Annotated in this window: 13 protein-coding genes; 6 read left to right on the top strand and 7 right to left on the bottom strand. The window is 72.1% G+C overall.

Annotated features, from left to right (window positions below):
* Positions 1-122: 122 nt before the first annotated feature.
* Positions 123-917, top strand: a complete 795-nt coding sequence (locus SVTN_RS14365) for a S16 family serine protease (protein WP_041129453.1) — start codon at positions 123-125, stop codon at positions 915-917.
* On the opposite strand, the gene SVTN_RS14360 is transcribed toward SVTN_RS14365, so the two are convergent.
* The 4 genes from SVTN_RS14360 to SVTN_RS14345 form a co-directional block, all read right to left on the bottom strand.
* Positions 850-2,223, bottom strand: coding sequence for an MFS transporter (locus tag SVTN_RS14360; RefSeq protein WP_041129452.1), 1,374 nt, complete (start codon positions 2,221-2,223; stop codon positions 850-852). The genes SVTN_RS14365 and SVTN_RS14360 overlap by 68 nt on opposite strands.
* The gene (locus SVTN_RS14355) at positions 2,220-2,402 is read right to left on the bottom strand and encodes a hypothetical protein (protein ID WP_041129451.1); all 183 of its coding nucleotides are present in this window, start codon (positions 2,400-2,402) and stop codon (positions 2,220-2,222) included. The genes SVTN_RS14360 and SVTN_RS14355 overlap by 4 nt, the downstream gene beginning before the upstream one ends.
* A gap of 19 nt (positions 2,403-2,421) precedes the next feature.
* Positions 2,422-3,156, bottom strand: a complete 735-nt coding sequence (locus SVTN_RS14350; RefSeq protein WP_078908347.1) for a helix-turn-helix domain-containing protein — start codon at positions 3,154-3,156, stop codon at positions 2,422-2,424.
* 81 nt (positions 3,157-3,237) lie between these two features.
* On the bottom strand, positions 3,238-3,717 hold the full coding sequence (locus tag SVTN_RS14345; RefSeq protein WP_041129450.1) for an Lrp/AsnC family transcriptional regulator: 480 nt from the start codon (positions 3,715-3,717) through the stop codon (positions 3,238-3,240).
* Positions 3,718-3,838: 121 nt separating this feature from the next.
* On the opposite strand from SVTN_RS14345, the gene hppD reads away from it, so the two are divergent.
* Positions 3,839-4,984, top strand: a complete 1,146-nt coding sequence (hppD, locus tag SVTN_RS14340) for a 4-hydroxyphenylpyruvate dioxygenase (protein WP_041129449.1) — start codon at positions 3,839-3,841, stop codon at positions 4,982-4,984.
* A gap of 506 nt (positions 4,985-5,490) precedes the next feature.
* Here hppD and SVTN_RS14335 read toward each other — a convergent pair.
* A complete protein-coding gene (locus SVTN_RS14335; protein WP_245727537.1) occupies positions 5,491-6,879 on the bottom strand; it encodes a tetratricopeptide repeat protein in 1,389 nt (462 codons plus the stop codon).
* Between the two features lie 97 nt (positions 6,880-6,976).
* On the opposite strand from SVTN_RS14335, the gene SVTN_RS14330 reads away from it, so the two are divergent.
* The gene (locus SVTN_RS14330; RefSeq protein WP_041129447.1) at positions 6,977-8,359 is read left to right on the top strand and encodes an FAD-binding oxidoreductase; all 1,383 of its coding nucleotides are present in this window, start codon (positions 6,977-6,979) and stop codon (positions 8,357-8,359) included.
* A 10-nt stretch (positions 8,360-8,369) separates the two neighbouring features.
* On the opposite strand, the gene SVTN_RS14325 is transcribed toward SVTN_RS14330, so the two are convergent.
* Positions 8,370-8,861 (bottom strand): SsgA family sporulation/cell division regulator, encoded by a 492-nt coding sequence (locus tag SVTN_RS14325; protein ID WP_041129446.1) that lies wholly within the window; start codon positions 8,859-8,861, stop codon positions 8,370-8,372.
* Between the two features lie 311 nt (positions 8,862-9,172).
* Here SVTN_RS14325 and SVTN_RS14320 point away from each other — a divergent pair, with 311 nt between their 5' ends.
* Positions 9,173-10,687: an RDD family protein gene (locus SVTN_RS14320; RefSeq protein WP_041129445.1), complete on the top strand. Its 1,515-nt coding sequence runs from the start codon at positions 9,173-9,175 to the stop codon at positions 10,685-10,687.
* Between the two features lie 77 nt (positions 10,688-10,764).
* Positions 10,765-11,484 (top strand): RDD family protein, encoded by a 720-nt coding sequence (locus tag SVTN_RS14315; protein WP_041129444.1) that lies wholly within the window; start codon positions 10,765-10,767, stop codon positions 11,482-11,484.
* Between the two features lie 21 nt (positions 11,485-11,505).
* Here SVTN_RS14315 and SVTN_RS14310 read toward each other — a convergent pair whose 3' ends face one another.
* Positions 11,506-11,763 carry a hypothetical protein gene (locus tag SVTN_RS14310; protein WP_041129443.1) on the bottom strand — a complete coding sequence of 86 codons (258 nt, stop codon included), beginning with the start codon at positions 11,761-11,763 and terminating at the stop codon, positions 11,506-11,508.
* 329 nt (positions 11,764-12,092) lie between these two features.
* Here SVTN_RS14310 and SVTN_RS14305 point away from each other — a divergent pair, with 329 nt between their 5' ends.
* Positions 12,093-14,504, top strand: coding sequence for an immune inhibitor A domain-containing protein (locus SVTN_RS14305; protein WP_041129442.1), 2,412 nt, complete (start codon positions 12,093-12,095; stop codon positions 14,502-14,504).
* Positions 14,505-14,579: the final 75 nt, after the last annotated feature.

Genomic DNA, 14,579 nt, shown 5'->3' with positions numbered 1-14,579 from the left:
GGCCTCGGCGCGCGTCCCAGTAGAGCCGCCGCCTCCCGGTGGCCCGGCCTCGGCGCGCGTCCCAGTAGATCCGCCACCTCCCGGTAGTCCGGCACCGGCGCGCGTCCCAGTAGATTGGGGGCGTGCTCTCCCGCCTCTCCCGTCCCCGCGCCCTCGCGCTCTGCGCCCTGCCCGTCGCCGCGCTCTTCGCCGTCGTCGGGCTCGCGCCGCTGCCGTACGCGATCGCGCAGCCCGGCACGACCGCCGACGTGCTCGGCAAGGACCAGGGCAAGGAGGTCATCACCATCACCGGCGCTCCGGTCCGGCCCACCAAGGGCCAGCTGCGGATGACGACGATCCTCGCGACCGGGCCGTCCACGGACGTGGACCTCGCGGACGTGACCGACGCCTGGTTCCGTACCGACCGGGCCGTCCTGCCGCACGACTCCGTCTACCCCTCGGGGCAGTCCGACGAGGAGATCGAGAAGCACAACCTCGGGCAGATGAAGGAGTCGCAGGACGCCGCCACCCTCGCCGCGCTGGGGTACCTGAAGCAGGATCCCGAGAAGGTGAAGGTGACCCTGCACCTCGCCGACGTCGGCGGGCCCAGCGCCGGGCTGCTCTTCTCCCTCGGCATCGTCGACAAGCTCGACGGCGACGGGGACGGCGGCGACCTCACCGGCGGCCGGATCGTCGCCGGTACGGGCACGATCGAGCCGGACGGCACCGTCGGCGCGGTCGGCGGGGTGTCCCTCAAGACGCAGGCCGCCGCCCGGGACGGGGCCACCGTCTTCCTCGTACCGAAGGACGAGTGCTCGGACGCCAAGGCCGAGCAGCCCAAGGGCCTGCGGCTCGTGCCCGTCACCGCGCTCAGCGACGCGGTGGCGTCCCTGCGGGCCCTGGAGCAGGGGCAGGAGTCGAAGGTTCCGAGCTGCTGAGTCCGTCCCTGCCCGCGGCCGCGGCCGCGTCGGCGGCCGGTGTGCCGCGCGGCGCGTCCATCGCCCGCCAGGAGGGGAAGACCAGCGGGCTGAGCGTGGCCAGGAAGTACAGCCCGCCGACGGTGAGCAGCGTCGCGGTGATGCCCGTCCGCTCCACCAGGAAGCCGGCGGCGACCCCGCCGAGCGGGGTGGTGAGGAGCACGCCGGCCGTGCTGGCGCTGCCGACCCGGCTGCGCAGCTCCTCGGGGACCGTCTCGTAGAAGACCGCGCCGAGGATGGGGTTGAGCACCCCGGCGCCGAGCCCGCCGAGCGCCATCGCCAGGAGCAGCGGCGGGGTGGTGTCGGTGAGGGCCGCCGTCACGTACACGGGGGCGCCGCAGAGGAGGAAGCCGACCGTGAGGACCGGGAGGCGGGGGAGGCGGTGGCCGAACGCCGCGTAGAGCAGGGCGCCGGTGAGGGCGCATCCGCCGAAGACGGCGACGAGCAGGCCGAGCGCCGCCGACCCGCCGAGCTCCTCCCGGGCGTGCACCGGGAGCAGGACCGAACTCCAGCTCTGGGCCAGGCCGTTGGTGAACATCACCATGACGTTCACGCCGAGGAGCAGCCGGGTGCGCAGGATGAACGCGTAGCCCTCGCGCAGGTCGGCGCGGTACACGGCGAGGGACAACGGCGGTGCTCCGCGCGCCGGTTCGGCGGACGGTATCCCGCGCAGTCCCAGGAGGACGAGGAGCGCGGAGACGGCGAACGTGGCGGCGTCCACGTACAGGACGGTGTCGGCGCCGAGGAGTGCCACGAGCAGGCCGGCGAGCGCGGCGCCGGTCATCCGGGCGCCGCGTGAGACGGCGTCGTAGAAGCTGGTGGCGCGGGAGAGCGGGGTGCCGGCCCGCTCGGCCAGGTCGGGTGTGAGGACGTTGCGCGCGGTCTCGCCGGGGGCGTGGAAGAGGCCGGTGACGGCCATCAGCGCGCACAGCATCCAGAACCGGAGCACGCCGGCGTGGTTGAGCAGCGGGATGGCGGTGAGCGCGAGGGCGCAGACGAGGTCGGAGCCGATGGAGACCCGGCGGCGGCCGATCCGGTCGATGACGGGGCCGCCGACGATCGCGGAGAGGAGGACGGGCAGGGCGGCGCAGAAGGCGACGAGGCCGGCCTTGCCGGGGCTGCCCGTGGTGTCCAGGGCGAACCACGGGACGGCGATGAGGGTGAGTGAATTGCCGCTGATGGAGATGGCGTTGGCGGCCAGGACGGTGGCCAGTGGTAAGCGGTCGCGCTTCGTCGTGCCCGCTTCGCGTCCCCCCGGCGCGGTCATGCGGCGAAGGCGATCGGGCGGTCCGCGGGGGTGGCCAGGCGCAGGCCCAGCTCGACGAGCCGCCAGCCGAGCTGGACGCGGAGGGGCGCGGGGGTCACGGCGGGGGCCAGGACCTCGGCGGCGCGGTGGAGTTGGGCGGCGTTCAGGTGGTGCAGCTGGAGGTGGATGTCGGCGTGCATGACTCCGTGGTTCCTTCCGTCAGTCGTTGTGCTGCGGGAACGCGTGCAGGTGCATCCGTACGCGCTCGGCGCCCGGCGCGTCGGGGTCGGCGGTGGCGCTGTACTCGTTGATCAGGGCGTGGATCTTCTGGTTGAGCTCGCGCAGCCGCTCGGGCGTGAGGTTCAGCCTGAAGTCGCTGAAGTCCGAGGCGCCGGCCCAGGCCTCGTCCCAGGTGTGGCGGGTGGCGACCCAGGTCGACAGTTCCTGGGTGTGGATGGTCGCGATCTCGTGCATGAAGACGTCGAGGGCGCCCTGGACCTCGGGGTCGGGGTTCCTGTGGAGCGTCTCGTCGAAGCTCGTCCCCTGGTGGGCCGCCTTCCACCACCGCTCCCGGCCCTTGCCGCGCGTCGGGTCGTCCACGATGAAGCCGTGGGCGGCGAGCTGGCGCAGGTGGTAGCTGGTGGCGCCGCTGGACTCGCCGAGCCGGTCGGCGAGTTGGGAGGCGGTGGCGGGCCCGTAGCGGCGCAGGGCGCGCAGGAGCTGGATGCGCAGGGGGTGGGCGATGGCGCGCAGGGAGCGCGGGTCGAGCGTGCGGGTCAGGGCTTCGACGGGCTGCGCGTCGGGCTGCGTGGCGAGCCCCGCGTCGGGCTGCTTGCCGGGCTGCGCGTCGGGCCGCTTGTCGGGCTGCGTGTCGAGCTGCGCGTCGGGCCGCTTGTCGGGCTGCGTGTCGAGCTGCGCGTCGGGCTCCGGGGACTGCTCTTCGTGCTCGGGCATGGCTCCACCGTAGAGTTGCAAAGAAGTCTCTGCAAGGGATTTTTGCAGAGACTTCTTTGCAACTCTCGCCCGCGCCGCTTCCTACCCCGTCGGCTCGCCCGCCGCCGCCTGCTCCACCAGCGGGATGATCCGCAGCGGCACCGGGTTCTCCATCACGATCGCGGTCGACGCCCGCACGATCCCCTCGAAGGCCACCACCTTGTCGATCACCCGCTGGAGGTCCGCGTTCGAGCGGGCGACCAGCCGGCAGAGCATGTCCCCGTGGCCCGTCGTCGTGTGCAGTTCCAGGACCTCCGGCACCGTCGCCAGATGCCCCCGCACGTCCGCGCCCTGCCCCTGCTTGATCTCGAGCGTCGCGAAGGCCGTCACCGGATAGCCGAGCGCCGCCGGGTCCACCTGCGGCCCGAAACCCCGGATCACCCCGCTCGCCTGCAGCCGGTCCAGCCGCGCCTGCACCGTGCCGCGCGCCACCCCCAGGCGCCGGGAGGCCTCCAGGACCCCGATGCGCGGCTCGCGCGCCAGGAGCGCGATCAGCCGCCCGTCCAAATGATCGATCGCCACAGCGGCCCCTTCGTGGTCAGGATGTACAAGTCGCACGGCCATACTCGCCGGTCGCTGTGCAGATTGACCAGCAGATCAGCAAACTCTTGCGCACCTTGCCGAGCAGCGGGACTCTGCTCCCATGACTGAGACCATCGATCACACCCCGACCACCGCGCGGCAGGCCGATCCCTTCCCGGTGAAGGGAATGGACGCGGTCGTCTTCGCCGTCGGCAACGCCAAGCAGGCCGCGCACTACTACTCCACGGCCTTCGGCATGAAGCTCGTCGCCTACTCCGGACCGGAGAACGGCAGCCGCGAGACCGCCAGTTACGTCCTCACCAACGGCTCCGCCCGTTTCGTGTTCACCTCCGTCATCAAGGTCGCGACCGACTGGGGCCGCTTCCTCGCCGAGCACGTCGCCGAGCACGGCGACGGCGTCGTCGACCTGGCGATCGAGGTGCCGGACGCGCGCGCCGCGTACGCCTACGCCGTCGAGCACGGCGCCACCGGCATCACCGAGCCGTACGAGCTGAAGGACGAGAACGGCACCGTCGTCCTCGCCGCCATCGCCACCTACGGCCAGACCCGCCACACCCTCGTCGAGCGCTCCGGCTACGACGGCCCCTACCTGCCGGGCTTCGTCTCCGCCAAGCCGATCGTCGAGCCGCCGGCCAAGCGCACCTTCCAGGCCATCGACCACTGCGTCGGCAACGTCGAGCTCGGCAAGATGAACGACTGGGTCGGCTTCTACAACAAGGTCATGGGCTTCACGAACATGAAGGAGTTCGTGGGCGACGACATCGCGACCGAGTACTCCGCGCTCATGTCGAAGGTCGTCGCGGACGGCACCCTCAAGGTGAAGTTCCCGATCAACGAGCCGGCGATCGCGAAGAAGAAGTCGCAGATCGACGAGTACCTGGAGTTCTACGGCGGCGCGGGCGTCCAGCACATCGCCCTGGCCACCAACGACATCGTCGCGACCGTCCGCTCCATGCGCGCGGCGGGCGTCCAGTTCCTCGACACCCCTGACTCGTACTACGACACGCTGGGCGAGTGGGCCGGCGAGACGCGCGTGCCCGTCGAGACCCTGCGCGAGCTGAAGATCCTCGTCGACCGCGACGAGGACGGCTACCTGCTGCAGATCTTCACCAAGCCGGTCCAGGACCGTCCGACCGTCTTCTTCGAGATGATCGAGCGTCACGGGTCGATGGGCTTCGGCAAGGGCAACTTCAAGGCGCTGTTCGAGGCGATCGAGCGCGAACAGGAGAAGCGCGGCAACCTGTAGCCACGGCTCCCGTTGTGGGCCTGCGCCCGCCGTTGTGGGCAGTCGTTCCGCTGGGGCGGGCCCACCCACCCGGACGGCGCCCACCCCGTTGTGGGCAATCGTTCCGCTGGGGCGGAACGGGTGGGCACAACGGACGGCGCCCATAGCGGCGCCCGAGCTCCCCGCGCCTGAACCCGCACCGGAAGCGCGCCGCGACGGTGGTGCGGGTCCAGGCGCGGAACGCCTAGGCCCGGCTGGGGGCACCGTCCCGTGTGCCCACCCGTCCCGCCCTGCGGGACGATTGCCCACACGGCGGGCGGCGAAGGGCACCGGCCTGCCGGGCGCGGGCCCACACGGCGGTGCGCACCGCCCGCCCGGGCGCGGGCCCCACGCGGGCGCACCGCCCGGGCGAGGGCCCACACGGCAGCGGCGCACCGCCCGGCCCGGGCGCGGGCCCGCACGGCGGCGGCGCACCGCCCGCACGGGCGCGGGGCGGGGCCCCGGCCCATACGGGGGATGGGCCGGGGCTAGGTACGTCGTGGCTTCGGGGCCTCCCGCCGGAGCTCCGGCGGGAGTTCGTCCGACGGTTCCCCCAGCGCCGCCAGCGCCTCCGACGCCCTCCGCGCGTGCAGCGGCGAGAAGGACGGATGGAGCCGCAGCGCCTCCTCCAGGTGCCGCCGCGCCGGACCCGTCTGGTTCAGGGCCCGTTCGATCTCGCCCCGGTGGTACGTGAAGAGCGCGCTGCGGAGCCCCTCCTCCGTGGCGCGTTTCGCATAGCCCAGCGCCTCCTTCGACGCGCCCGAGCGGTGCAGCGCCCAGCCCAGCGCGTCCGCCACCCGCACCGAGTGGTGCCCCCGCGCCCACTCCGCCCGCATCCGGACCGCCGCCGCGGCCGGGTCGCCGTGGTCCGCGTCCAACAGCCCCAGCGGCACCTCCGCCGCCGTCCACGTCCCCGCCCGCAGCCGTCCGTACAGCGCCCGCGCCTCCTCCTCCCGGCCGAGCGACTCGTACAGTTCGCCCGCCTCCAGGAGGTACTCCGGCAGCGGCAGCCGCGCCAGGGCCGCCCGCCAGTCGCGCACCGCCTCCTCCGCGCGGCCGAGGGCCGCGAGGGACCGCGCCCGGCCCGCGAGCGAGGGCCCGTGGTCCCGTACGAGCCGCAGCGCCGCCCCGTACCGCCCGAGGGCCTCCTCCGCCTCGCCCCGCTCCCACGCCAGGTCCCCGAGCCGCGCGAGGGCCGCCGCCTTCTCCGGGTCCGTCTCCGCGAGCGCCACCGCGTCGAGGGCCGCCGCGTCGGCGTCCTCCCGCCAGCCCCGGTCGCGGTACGCCTCCGCCGCCCTGCCCCGTACCACCGCGCCCGCGTGGAGCTTCTCCAGGCTCTCCAGGGCCTTCTGGGCCGCCTTGTACTCCCCGAGGCCGTTGTACGCGTCGATCAGGACCGGGTACGCGGGCCACCGGCGCGGGTCGGCCTTCCGCACCCGCTCGCCCCACTCCTTCGCCGTCTTCCAGTCGCCCCGCGCCCCCGCGAGCGCCCCGAGCCCCAGCTGCGCCTCCAGGTTGCCGCGCGCGGCGGGCCGTTCGGCGAGCGAGCGCCGCAGCGCCCGCTCGGCCCGCGGATAGTCCCGTACGTCTCCGAGCCGGCCGCCCCGCTCCGTGTACGCCGCGCCCAGCTCCGCCCAGGACGCCTCGTCGTCCGGATGGGCCCGCAGCCACTCCTCCCGGTCGGCGATCAGCGCGGCCAGGTCCGGGAGCGCGGCCTGGGCGCCCGCGTGGGCCGCGATCACCGCCCGCTCCGCCGGTCCCGGCGGGGGCGGCGGACCCTGGCCGACGAGCTCCGGCACGTACACCAGCGCCGTCGCCGCGAGCACCGCTCCCACCCCGGCCGCCAGGACCGCCCTCGACACGTTCTCGGTCTTCATGGCGCTCACTGTGCGCCGCGTCCGCCTGTACGAAGAGCACACGAAGCGCCCGCTCCGGCAGGTTCACACCGATGGCCCCGGGTGCCACGCTGGACGCATGGACGATCTTCAGCGGAACGACCTCGTGGCGCGACTGCGCGCCGTGCTCCCCGACGACACGGTCCTCACCGACCCGGACGTCACCGCCTCCTACGCGCGCGACATGGCGAGTTTCTGCGCGGCCGGCACCCCCGCGGCCGTCGTGCTCTCGCGCACGGTCGAGCAGGTCCAGCACGTCATGCGCACCGCGACCGAACTCCGCGTCCCCGTCGTCCCGCAGGGCGCCCGCACGGGCCTGTCAGGCGGCGCCAACGCCTCCGACGGCTGCATCGTGCTCTCCCTCGTCAAGATGGACCGCATCCTGGAGATCAGCCCGGTCGACCGGATCGCCGTCGTCGAACCGGGCGTCGTCAACGCCGTGCTGTCCCGCGCCGTCGCCGAACACGGCCTCTACTACCCGCCGGACCCCTCCAGCTGGGAGACCTGCACCATCGGCGGGAACATCGGCACCGCCTCCGGCGGCCTGTGCTGCGTCAAGTACGGGGTGACGGCCGAGTACGTCCTCGGCCTCGACGTCGTCCTCGCCGACGGGCGGCTCCTGCGCACCGGCCGGCGCACCGCCAAGGGCGTCGCCGGATACGACCTGACCCGGCTCTTCGTCGGCTCCGAGGGCAGCCTCGGCATCGTCGTCGGGGCCGTGCTCGCGCTCAAGCCGCAGCCGCCCGCGCAGCTCGCGCTCGCCGCCGAGTTCCCCTCCGCGACCGCCGCCTGCGAGGCCGTCTGCGCGATCATGGAGCGCGGCCACACCCCTTCGCTGCTCGAACTCATGGACCGCACCACCGTCCAGGCCGTCAACAAGCTGGCGCGCATGGGTCTGCCCGACACCACCGAGGCGCTGCTCCTGTGCGCCTTCGACACCCCGGACCCGGCCTCCGACCTGGCCGCCGTCGGGGAGCTGTGTACGGCGGCGGGTGCCACCGAGGTCGTCCCGGCCGCGGACACCGCCGAGTCCGAACTCCTCCTCCAGGCACGCCGGCTCTCCCTCACCGCCCTGGAGACGATCAAGTCCGCGACGATGATCGACGACGTGTGCGTGCCGCGGACGCGGCTCGCCGAGATGCTCGACGGCACGGCGGCGATCGCGGAGAAGTACCACCTGACCATCGGCGTCTGCGCGCACGCCGGCGACGGCAACACCCATCCCGTCGTCTGCTTCGACCACACCGACGAGGACGAGTCGCGGCGGGCGCGGGAGTCCTTCGACGAGATCATGGCGCTCGGGCTCGCCCTCGGCGGCACGATCACCGGCGAGCACGGCGTGGGCGTCCTCAAGAAGGAGTGGCTGGCACGGGAACTGGGGCCGGTCGGTCTCGAACTCCAGCGAGGCATCAAGGCCACCTTCGACCCGCTGGGACTCCTCAACCCCGGAAAGCTCTTCTGAACGGGCGGGGTCACAGCTCGCCGTCCTGGGACTCGTCCGACGGCCACGGGTCGCGCAGCCACAGGTCGTCGGCGACCACGGTGGTCGCCAGGATCTCCGCGAGCCCGTCGTCGATGCCGAGCCGCTCGGACTCGGTGCCCGGCGGCACCGCGCGCAGGGTCCGCTCCAGCCACGCGGACACCTGCGCGGACGGCGCTTCGAGCAGGGCGTCGCCGTCGGGGGAGGAGAGCGCCATCAGGATGACGTTGCGGCCGTCGACCTTCGTGGGCCAGATGCGGACGTCCCCGTGGCCGCAGGCCCGGAAGACGCCCTCGACGAGCAGTTCGCGCGCGAACGTCCAGTTGACCGGGTGGTCGGTGCCGACGTGGAAGGTGATGTGGACGGCGTACGGGTCGTCGGTCCGGTAGGCGAGCCGGGCGGGGACGGGGACGGAGCGCTCGGGGGAGAGCACCAGCTTCAGTTCCAGCTCGCGCTCGACGGTGGTGTTGTCGGTGTTCTGCATGGCCGTGCTCCTTCTCGCGTACGGGCCCCGGATGGGCCTTCACCCGGAGAGAGCGGGGTGGACGCGGTTCATTACGCGACTTCGGGAAGTTTTTTTCGGGAAGTTTTTCCGGGGGGTCCGCCGGGCAGGATGCAACGGCCCGAACATCACGGGGAGTGATCGATTCCGGTACGTGTCCCCCGAAGGCGGGCTTTCTCGCGGGCTCCTTGTCCCCGCGGGGACGTTCTTCGTTACTGTCCTCCTTGGGCGCGGCACGCCCGGCGAGCGGGCCGTGCGGATCAAAGGCGTTGTGACTGAACGGAGTCGGGGCAGTGGCTACTCCTCCTGGAGGCGGCGGCGAGGTACCGCAGGCGGGGTACTACCCGGACCCGTCCATTCCTGGATACATCCGGTACTGGAACGGGGGCGCGTGGGTGCCCGGCACGAGCCGGCCCGCCCCCGCGGACGGCGAGGTTCCGCCCGGCCCGCCCGCCTCGGCGATCCCGGCCGGCCCGCTCCTGGCCTCCAGCCCGGCCCCGGCCCCGGCCCCGACTCCGGCCCCGGCCCAGACTCCGGCCCCGGCCCCGGCCCCGATGGCGGCGGCCCCCGCGGCAGCCGTGACCCCTGCGGCGGCCGTGACACCCGCGACACCCGCGCAGTCCGCAGAGGCCCCGCAGTCCGTGGCGCCGACACAGGCCGCCGCGCCCGTGCGGTCCGCCGCGCCCGTGCAGGCCGCCCCGCACGTGCCCGCCCAGGCGCAGGCCCCCGCGCCGGCACCCGCCCCCGTACCCACGGTGGAGGAGACCGGGCCCGTCTTCCTCGACGAGGAGCCGCTCGCGCCGGAGCCCGCGTCGGCCTGGCAGGCGGACACCTCCCGCCAGACCGGCTTCGGCGGCGACCTCGACCAGAAGGTCTCCTGGGGCGCGCCCCGGACGCCCGACCCGCGCACCCCGGCCGAGTGGCCGGTCGCGGGCGCGAGCGAGCCGGAGGAGGAGCGGGCCGCCGCCCCGGCGCCCGTCGTGGACCCCCGCGCGACCGGGGGAGCGGCCCGCCTCGGCGGCATGCCCGTCACCCCGATCCCGACCCCCTCCCCGGCACCCCAGCCGCAGCCCCAGCCCCAACCGGCCCCTGCCCCCGCCGCAGCAGCAGCCCCGGCACCTGCCGCCGCAGCCCCGGCCCCCGCCCCCGTACAGACCCCCGCGCCCACCCCCGTACCGGCGGCGCCGTCCACGCCCTCCTGGGCCCAGCAGCCCCAGCCCCAGCCGGCTCCGGTCCAGCCGCAGCCCCAGGAGCAGCAGCCGCCCGTCGTCCCCTGGAAGCCGCCCGTCGAGGACGTGTTCCAGCAGGCGGCCCGCGCACAGGCCGCCGCGCGCCCCGCCGGACTCGGCAGGCGCCTGGCCGCCCGGCTGATCGACGGCATCGTCCTGGGCGCGCTGGTCGGCGCGGCCTCCGTGCCCTTCGTGACCGCCGCGATCGACCACATCGAGGGCAAGATCGAGGCGGCGAAGCAGTCCGGCACCACCGTCCAGGTGTGGCTGCTCGACTCGACGACCTCCGTCCAGTTCGGCATCGCGCTCGCCTCGCTGTTCGTCATCGGCATCCTGTACGAGGCGCTGCCCACCGCCAAGTGGGGCCGCACCCTGGGCAAGAAGCTGTGCGGGATCGAGGTGCGGGACATCGAGGCGCACGAGCCGCCGACGTTCGGGAAGGCGGTCCGCCGCTGGCTCGTCTACAGCGTCCTGGGGCTCCTGGGCATCGGTGTCGTCAACGTCCTGTGGTGCCTCTTCGACCGTCCCTGGCGGCAGTGCTGGCACGACAAGGCGGCCCGCACCTTCGTGGCGCGCTGAGCCCGGTCCGGGAACGCCGTCCCCCGAACGGGCGGTGATTCCTTGCGGGGCCGTTCCGCCCGGGATGCACTGCCCCCATGAGCACCGACCAGCCGCCGCCGGACCAGCCGCCCGAGGACGATCCGTTCAGCAAGAGGCCCCCGCCCCCGCCGCCGGGAGGCCCCCCGCCGGGAGGGCAGCCCCCGCCGGGAGGTCCCCCGCCGGGGAGCCCGTACGACTCCCCGTACGGCGGCGGCTCCCCGTACGACAACATGCCGCCGCCCCCGCCTCCGTACGGCAGTGGCTACGGCGGCGGTTACGGCGGGACCGATCCGCTCTCCGGGATGCCGCCGCTCGCCGATACCGGACGCCGGATCCTCGCGCGGCTCATCGACTGGGTGATCATCGCGGTGCCGCTCGCGATCATCGGCATCCCGTTCGACATCTATCAGCGGGCGACTCGGAACGGCGACGGCTTCGACAACACGGTCAACAGCCTCAACGGCGGCAGCCAGCTGGTCTTCCAGCTCATCACGATCGTCGCGTACATCGCGTACGACACCGTGCTGACGGCCAAGAACGGCCAGACCATCGGCAAGAAGCTGATGAAGCTGCGGGTCGCGATGCTCAACGACGGGACGACGCCCCCGATGAGCCAGTCGCTGCTGCGCGCCGTCGTGCTCTGGCTGCCCGCGCTGGTCTGCTGCGCCTGCCTGTGGCCGCTGCTCCTGCTGATCCTGATCATGGTCGACAAGCCGTACAAGCAGGGTCTGCACGACAAGGCGGCGAAGACGGTGGTCGTCACCGTCCCCCGGTGAGGGGCGACAAGGGACGAAGCGTCACGAACCGATCCGGGTATCGGCCCCCGCGCCCACGCGCTGGGCCGGCACCCGGATCTCTTCGTCCACGGGGGTATTGACGGGCCGCTCGCGCACCGGCATCGTCACCGCCACGAGGACGCCGAGCAGCAGGCCGGCGGCACAGATCACCGCGATGCCCAGGGTCGTCGTCGTGCCGGAGAGCAGCAGCAGGGCGACGGTCGTGAGGACGACGGTGGCCGAACCGTAGGTGAGTTGTGCGGCGTTCGGACGCTGCATGACGGGTACCACCCCTCCGGACTTCGCGGTTCGACTCTACGACGGTGGATGCCCGGACGGTGTGACAGGTAAGCGTGACCTAACTCATGGTGCCGATGCACAGGGGGCGCACAGGGTCACGAAACCGCCCATCTTCCTTCACGATGCGCCCGCTTGATGTTCGATTATCGGAAACCCGCACCCGCATAGTGCAATTGACCCGTTCAAGTCAAGATCTGTCTTTTCTCGTTGCACTCCGGTCGAATGTCGTCACTTGTGACGCGCGACCCCGCCGGACGGACACCCCACCTTCGGTCCGAGGGCGCGGGCGCCGGGGAGGACAACATCAAGTGACCAACAGACGACGGGCGATCAGAGCGTCCGCAGTCGTCGTGGCGCTCGCGGCCACCGCCGCCACCGCCTCGACCTTCACCACCGCCTGGGCCGACAACAACGGCAACGTGACGCCGGCCGCGGGCATCCAGACCGTCGACAAGACGACGGTCGACCACGACCTCGAGGGTCCCTACAGCGAGCAGCAGGAGCAGCAGCGCAAGGCTGCCCTGGAGCAGGTGCTGAACGGCGACGCCAAGGTCGAGAACCGGGGCGGCTCGCAGGTCGTCAAGCTCGACAACAAGAAGTACGTCGAGCTCGGCCGCGAGAAGACCGACAAGATCTTCACGATCCTCGTCGAGTTCGGCGACCAGGTGGACAACACCACCATGGTCGACCGCAAGGACGACGACACGCCGGAGCTCAAGCCGAAGTACGGCGGCACGCCCGGCCCGCTGCACAACCGCATAGCCCAGCCCGACCGTGCGACCGACAACTCCACGGCCTGGCAGGCGGACTACAACCAGCAGCACTTCCAGGACCTGTACTTCGGCACCGGCAAGAACGCCGACGGCACCCCGAAGCACTCCATGAAGACCTACTACGAGCGGACCTCGTCCGGTCGTTACTCGGTCGACGGCACGGTCTCGGACTGGGTCAAGGTCCCGTACAACGAGGCCCGTTACGGCTCGAACTACTGCGGCCAGAAGAACTGCTCCAACGTCTGGGACACCGTCCGCGACGGTGTCAACGCCTGGGCCGCCGACCAGAAGGCCAAGGGCAAGACCGACGCCGAGATCAAGGCCCAGCTGGCCGGGTACGACCAGTGGGACCGTTACGACTTCGACGGCGACGGCAACTTCAACGAGCCCGACGGCTACATCGACCACTTCCAGATCGTCCACGCGGGCGAGGACGAGTCGGCCGGTGGCGGCGCCGAGGGCGCGGACGCCCTGTGGGCCCACCGCTGGTACGCCTACGGCACCAACGCGGGCAAGACCGGCCCGGAGAACAACAAGGCCGGCGGTACCCAGATCGGTGACACCGGCATCTGGGTCGGCGACTACACGATGCAGCCGGAGAACGGCGGCCTCGGCGTCTTCGCGCACGAGTACGGCCACGACCTCGGCCTGCCGGACCACTACGACACCTCCGGCGGCGAGAACTCGACCGGCTTCTGGACCCTCATGTCCTCCGGCTCCTGGCTCGGCCAGGGCAAGGACTCCATCGGCGACCTGCCCGGCGACATGTCGGCCTGGGACAAGCTCCAGCTCGGCTGGCTGAACTACGCCAAGGTCAACGACTGGCAGCGCGCCACCAAGACCACCCACAAGCTGGGCGTCTCGGAGTACAACACCAAGAACCCGCAGGCGCTCCTCGTCGAGCTGCCGAAGAAGAAGGTCACCACCGACATCGTCGCCCCCGCCGAGGGTGCGTCGCAGTGGTGGAGCAACATGGGTGACGACCTCAAGAACACCCTGACCCGCTCCGTCGACCTCACGGGCAAGACGTCCGCCTCCCTGGAGCTCCAGGGCTGGTACGACATCGAGGCCGAGTACGACTACCTCTACGCCGAGGTGTCGACCGACGGCGGCGCCACCTGGAAGGCCCTGGAGGGCACCGCCGACGGCGTGGCCATCCCGAAGGACGCCTCCGGCGCCCCCGGCCTGACCGGTGCCTCCGACACGCACAAGAAGCTCGTCTACGACCTGGGCGCCTACGCGGGCAAGAAGTTCGACCTCCGCTTCCGCTACCAGACGGACGGCGGCGCGGGCGGCAAGGGCTTCACCGCCGACGCCATCAACCTGACCGCCGACGGTGCCTCCGTCTTCGCCGACGGCGCCGAGAACGGCGACAACGGCTGGGTCGCCAAGGGCTTCTCGCGGGTCGGCAAGGGCTTCACGAACGAGTACGAGCAGTACTACATCGCGGAGAACCGCCAGTACGTCTCGTACGACAAGACCCTCAAGGTCGGCCCGTACAACTTCGGTTTCACGGGTGACAAGGCGAGCTGGGTCGAGCACTACCCGTACCAGAACGGTCTGCTCATCTGGAAGTGGGACCTGTCCCAGAAGGACAACAACACCTCCCAGCACCCGGGCACCGGTCTGGTCCTCCCGATCGACTCGCACCCGAGCCCGCTGAAGTGGTCGAACGGCACCCTGATGCGCAACCGCGTCCAGGCGTACGACTCGCCGTTCAGCATCTCCCGCACGGACGGCTTCCAGCTGCACAGCAAGGACGTCGCCACGTGGGTCCCGTCGCAGGCCGGCAACCCGACCTTCGACGACCGCAAGGGCGTCTACTGGTTCGCCGAGACCCCGCTCGCCGGTGTCCAGGTAACTGACACCAACACCAAGATCCAGGTCGTCAAGGAGCCGAAGGACGGCCAGACGATCACGGTCACGGTCGGCCCCTCGACCAAGTAAATAGCAAAACCGCAGGTCAAAGCATGATCGGCCGTCGCCCTCTAGCGGGCGGCGGCCGATCGTGTTTAGGTGCGT

It is taken from the genome of Streptomyces vietnamensis, from assembly GCF_000830005.1.
GTDB classification, from domain to species: domain Bacteria; phylum Actinomycetota; class Actinomycetes; order Streptomycetales; family Streptomycetaceae; genus Streptomyces; species Streptomyces vietnamensis.
This window is presented reverse-complemented; position numbering and strand designations above follow the sequence as displayed.

Coding starts and splice junctions, on each gene's coding strand:
- SVTN_RS14360 (WP_041129452.1), bottom strand. CDS start 2,223: ATGACCGCGCCGGGGGGACGCGAAGCGGGCACGACGAAGCGCGACCGC.
- SVTN_RS14355 (WP_041129451.1), bottom strand. CDS start 2,402: ATGCACGCCGACATCCACCTCCAGCTGCACCACCTGAACGCCGCCCAA.
- SVTN_RS14350 (WP_078908347.1), bottom strand. CDS start 3,156: ATGCCCGAGCACGAAGAGCAGTCCCCGGAGCCCGACGCGCAGCTCGAC.
- hppD (WP_041129449.1), top strand. CDS start 3,839: ATGACTGAGACCATCGATCACACCCCGACCACCGCGCGGCAGGCCGAT.
- SVTN_RS14335 (WP_245727537.1), bottom strand. CDS start 6,879: ATGAAGACCGAGAACGTGTCGAGGGCGGTCCTGGCGGCCGGGGTGGGA.
- SVTN_RS14330 (WP_041129447.1), top strand. CDS start 6,977: ATGGACGATCTTCAGCGGAACGACCTCGTGGCGCGACTGCGCGCCGTG.
- SVTN_RS14325 (WP_041129446.1), bottom strand. CDS start 8,861: ATGCAGAACACCGACAACACCACCGTCGAGCGCGAGCTGGAACTGAAG.
- SVTN_RS14315 (WP_041129444.1), top strand. CDS start 10,765: ATGAGCACCGACCAGCCGCCGCCGGACCAGCCGCCCGAGGACGATCCG.
- SVTN_RS14310 (WP_041129443.1), bottom strand. CDS start 11,763: ATGCAGCGTCCGAACGCCGCACAACTCACCTACGGTTCGGCCACCGTC.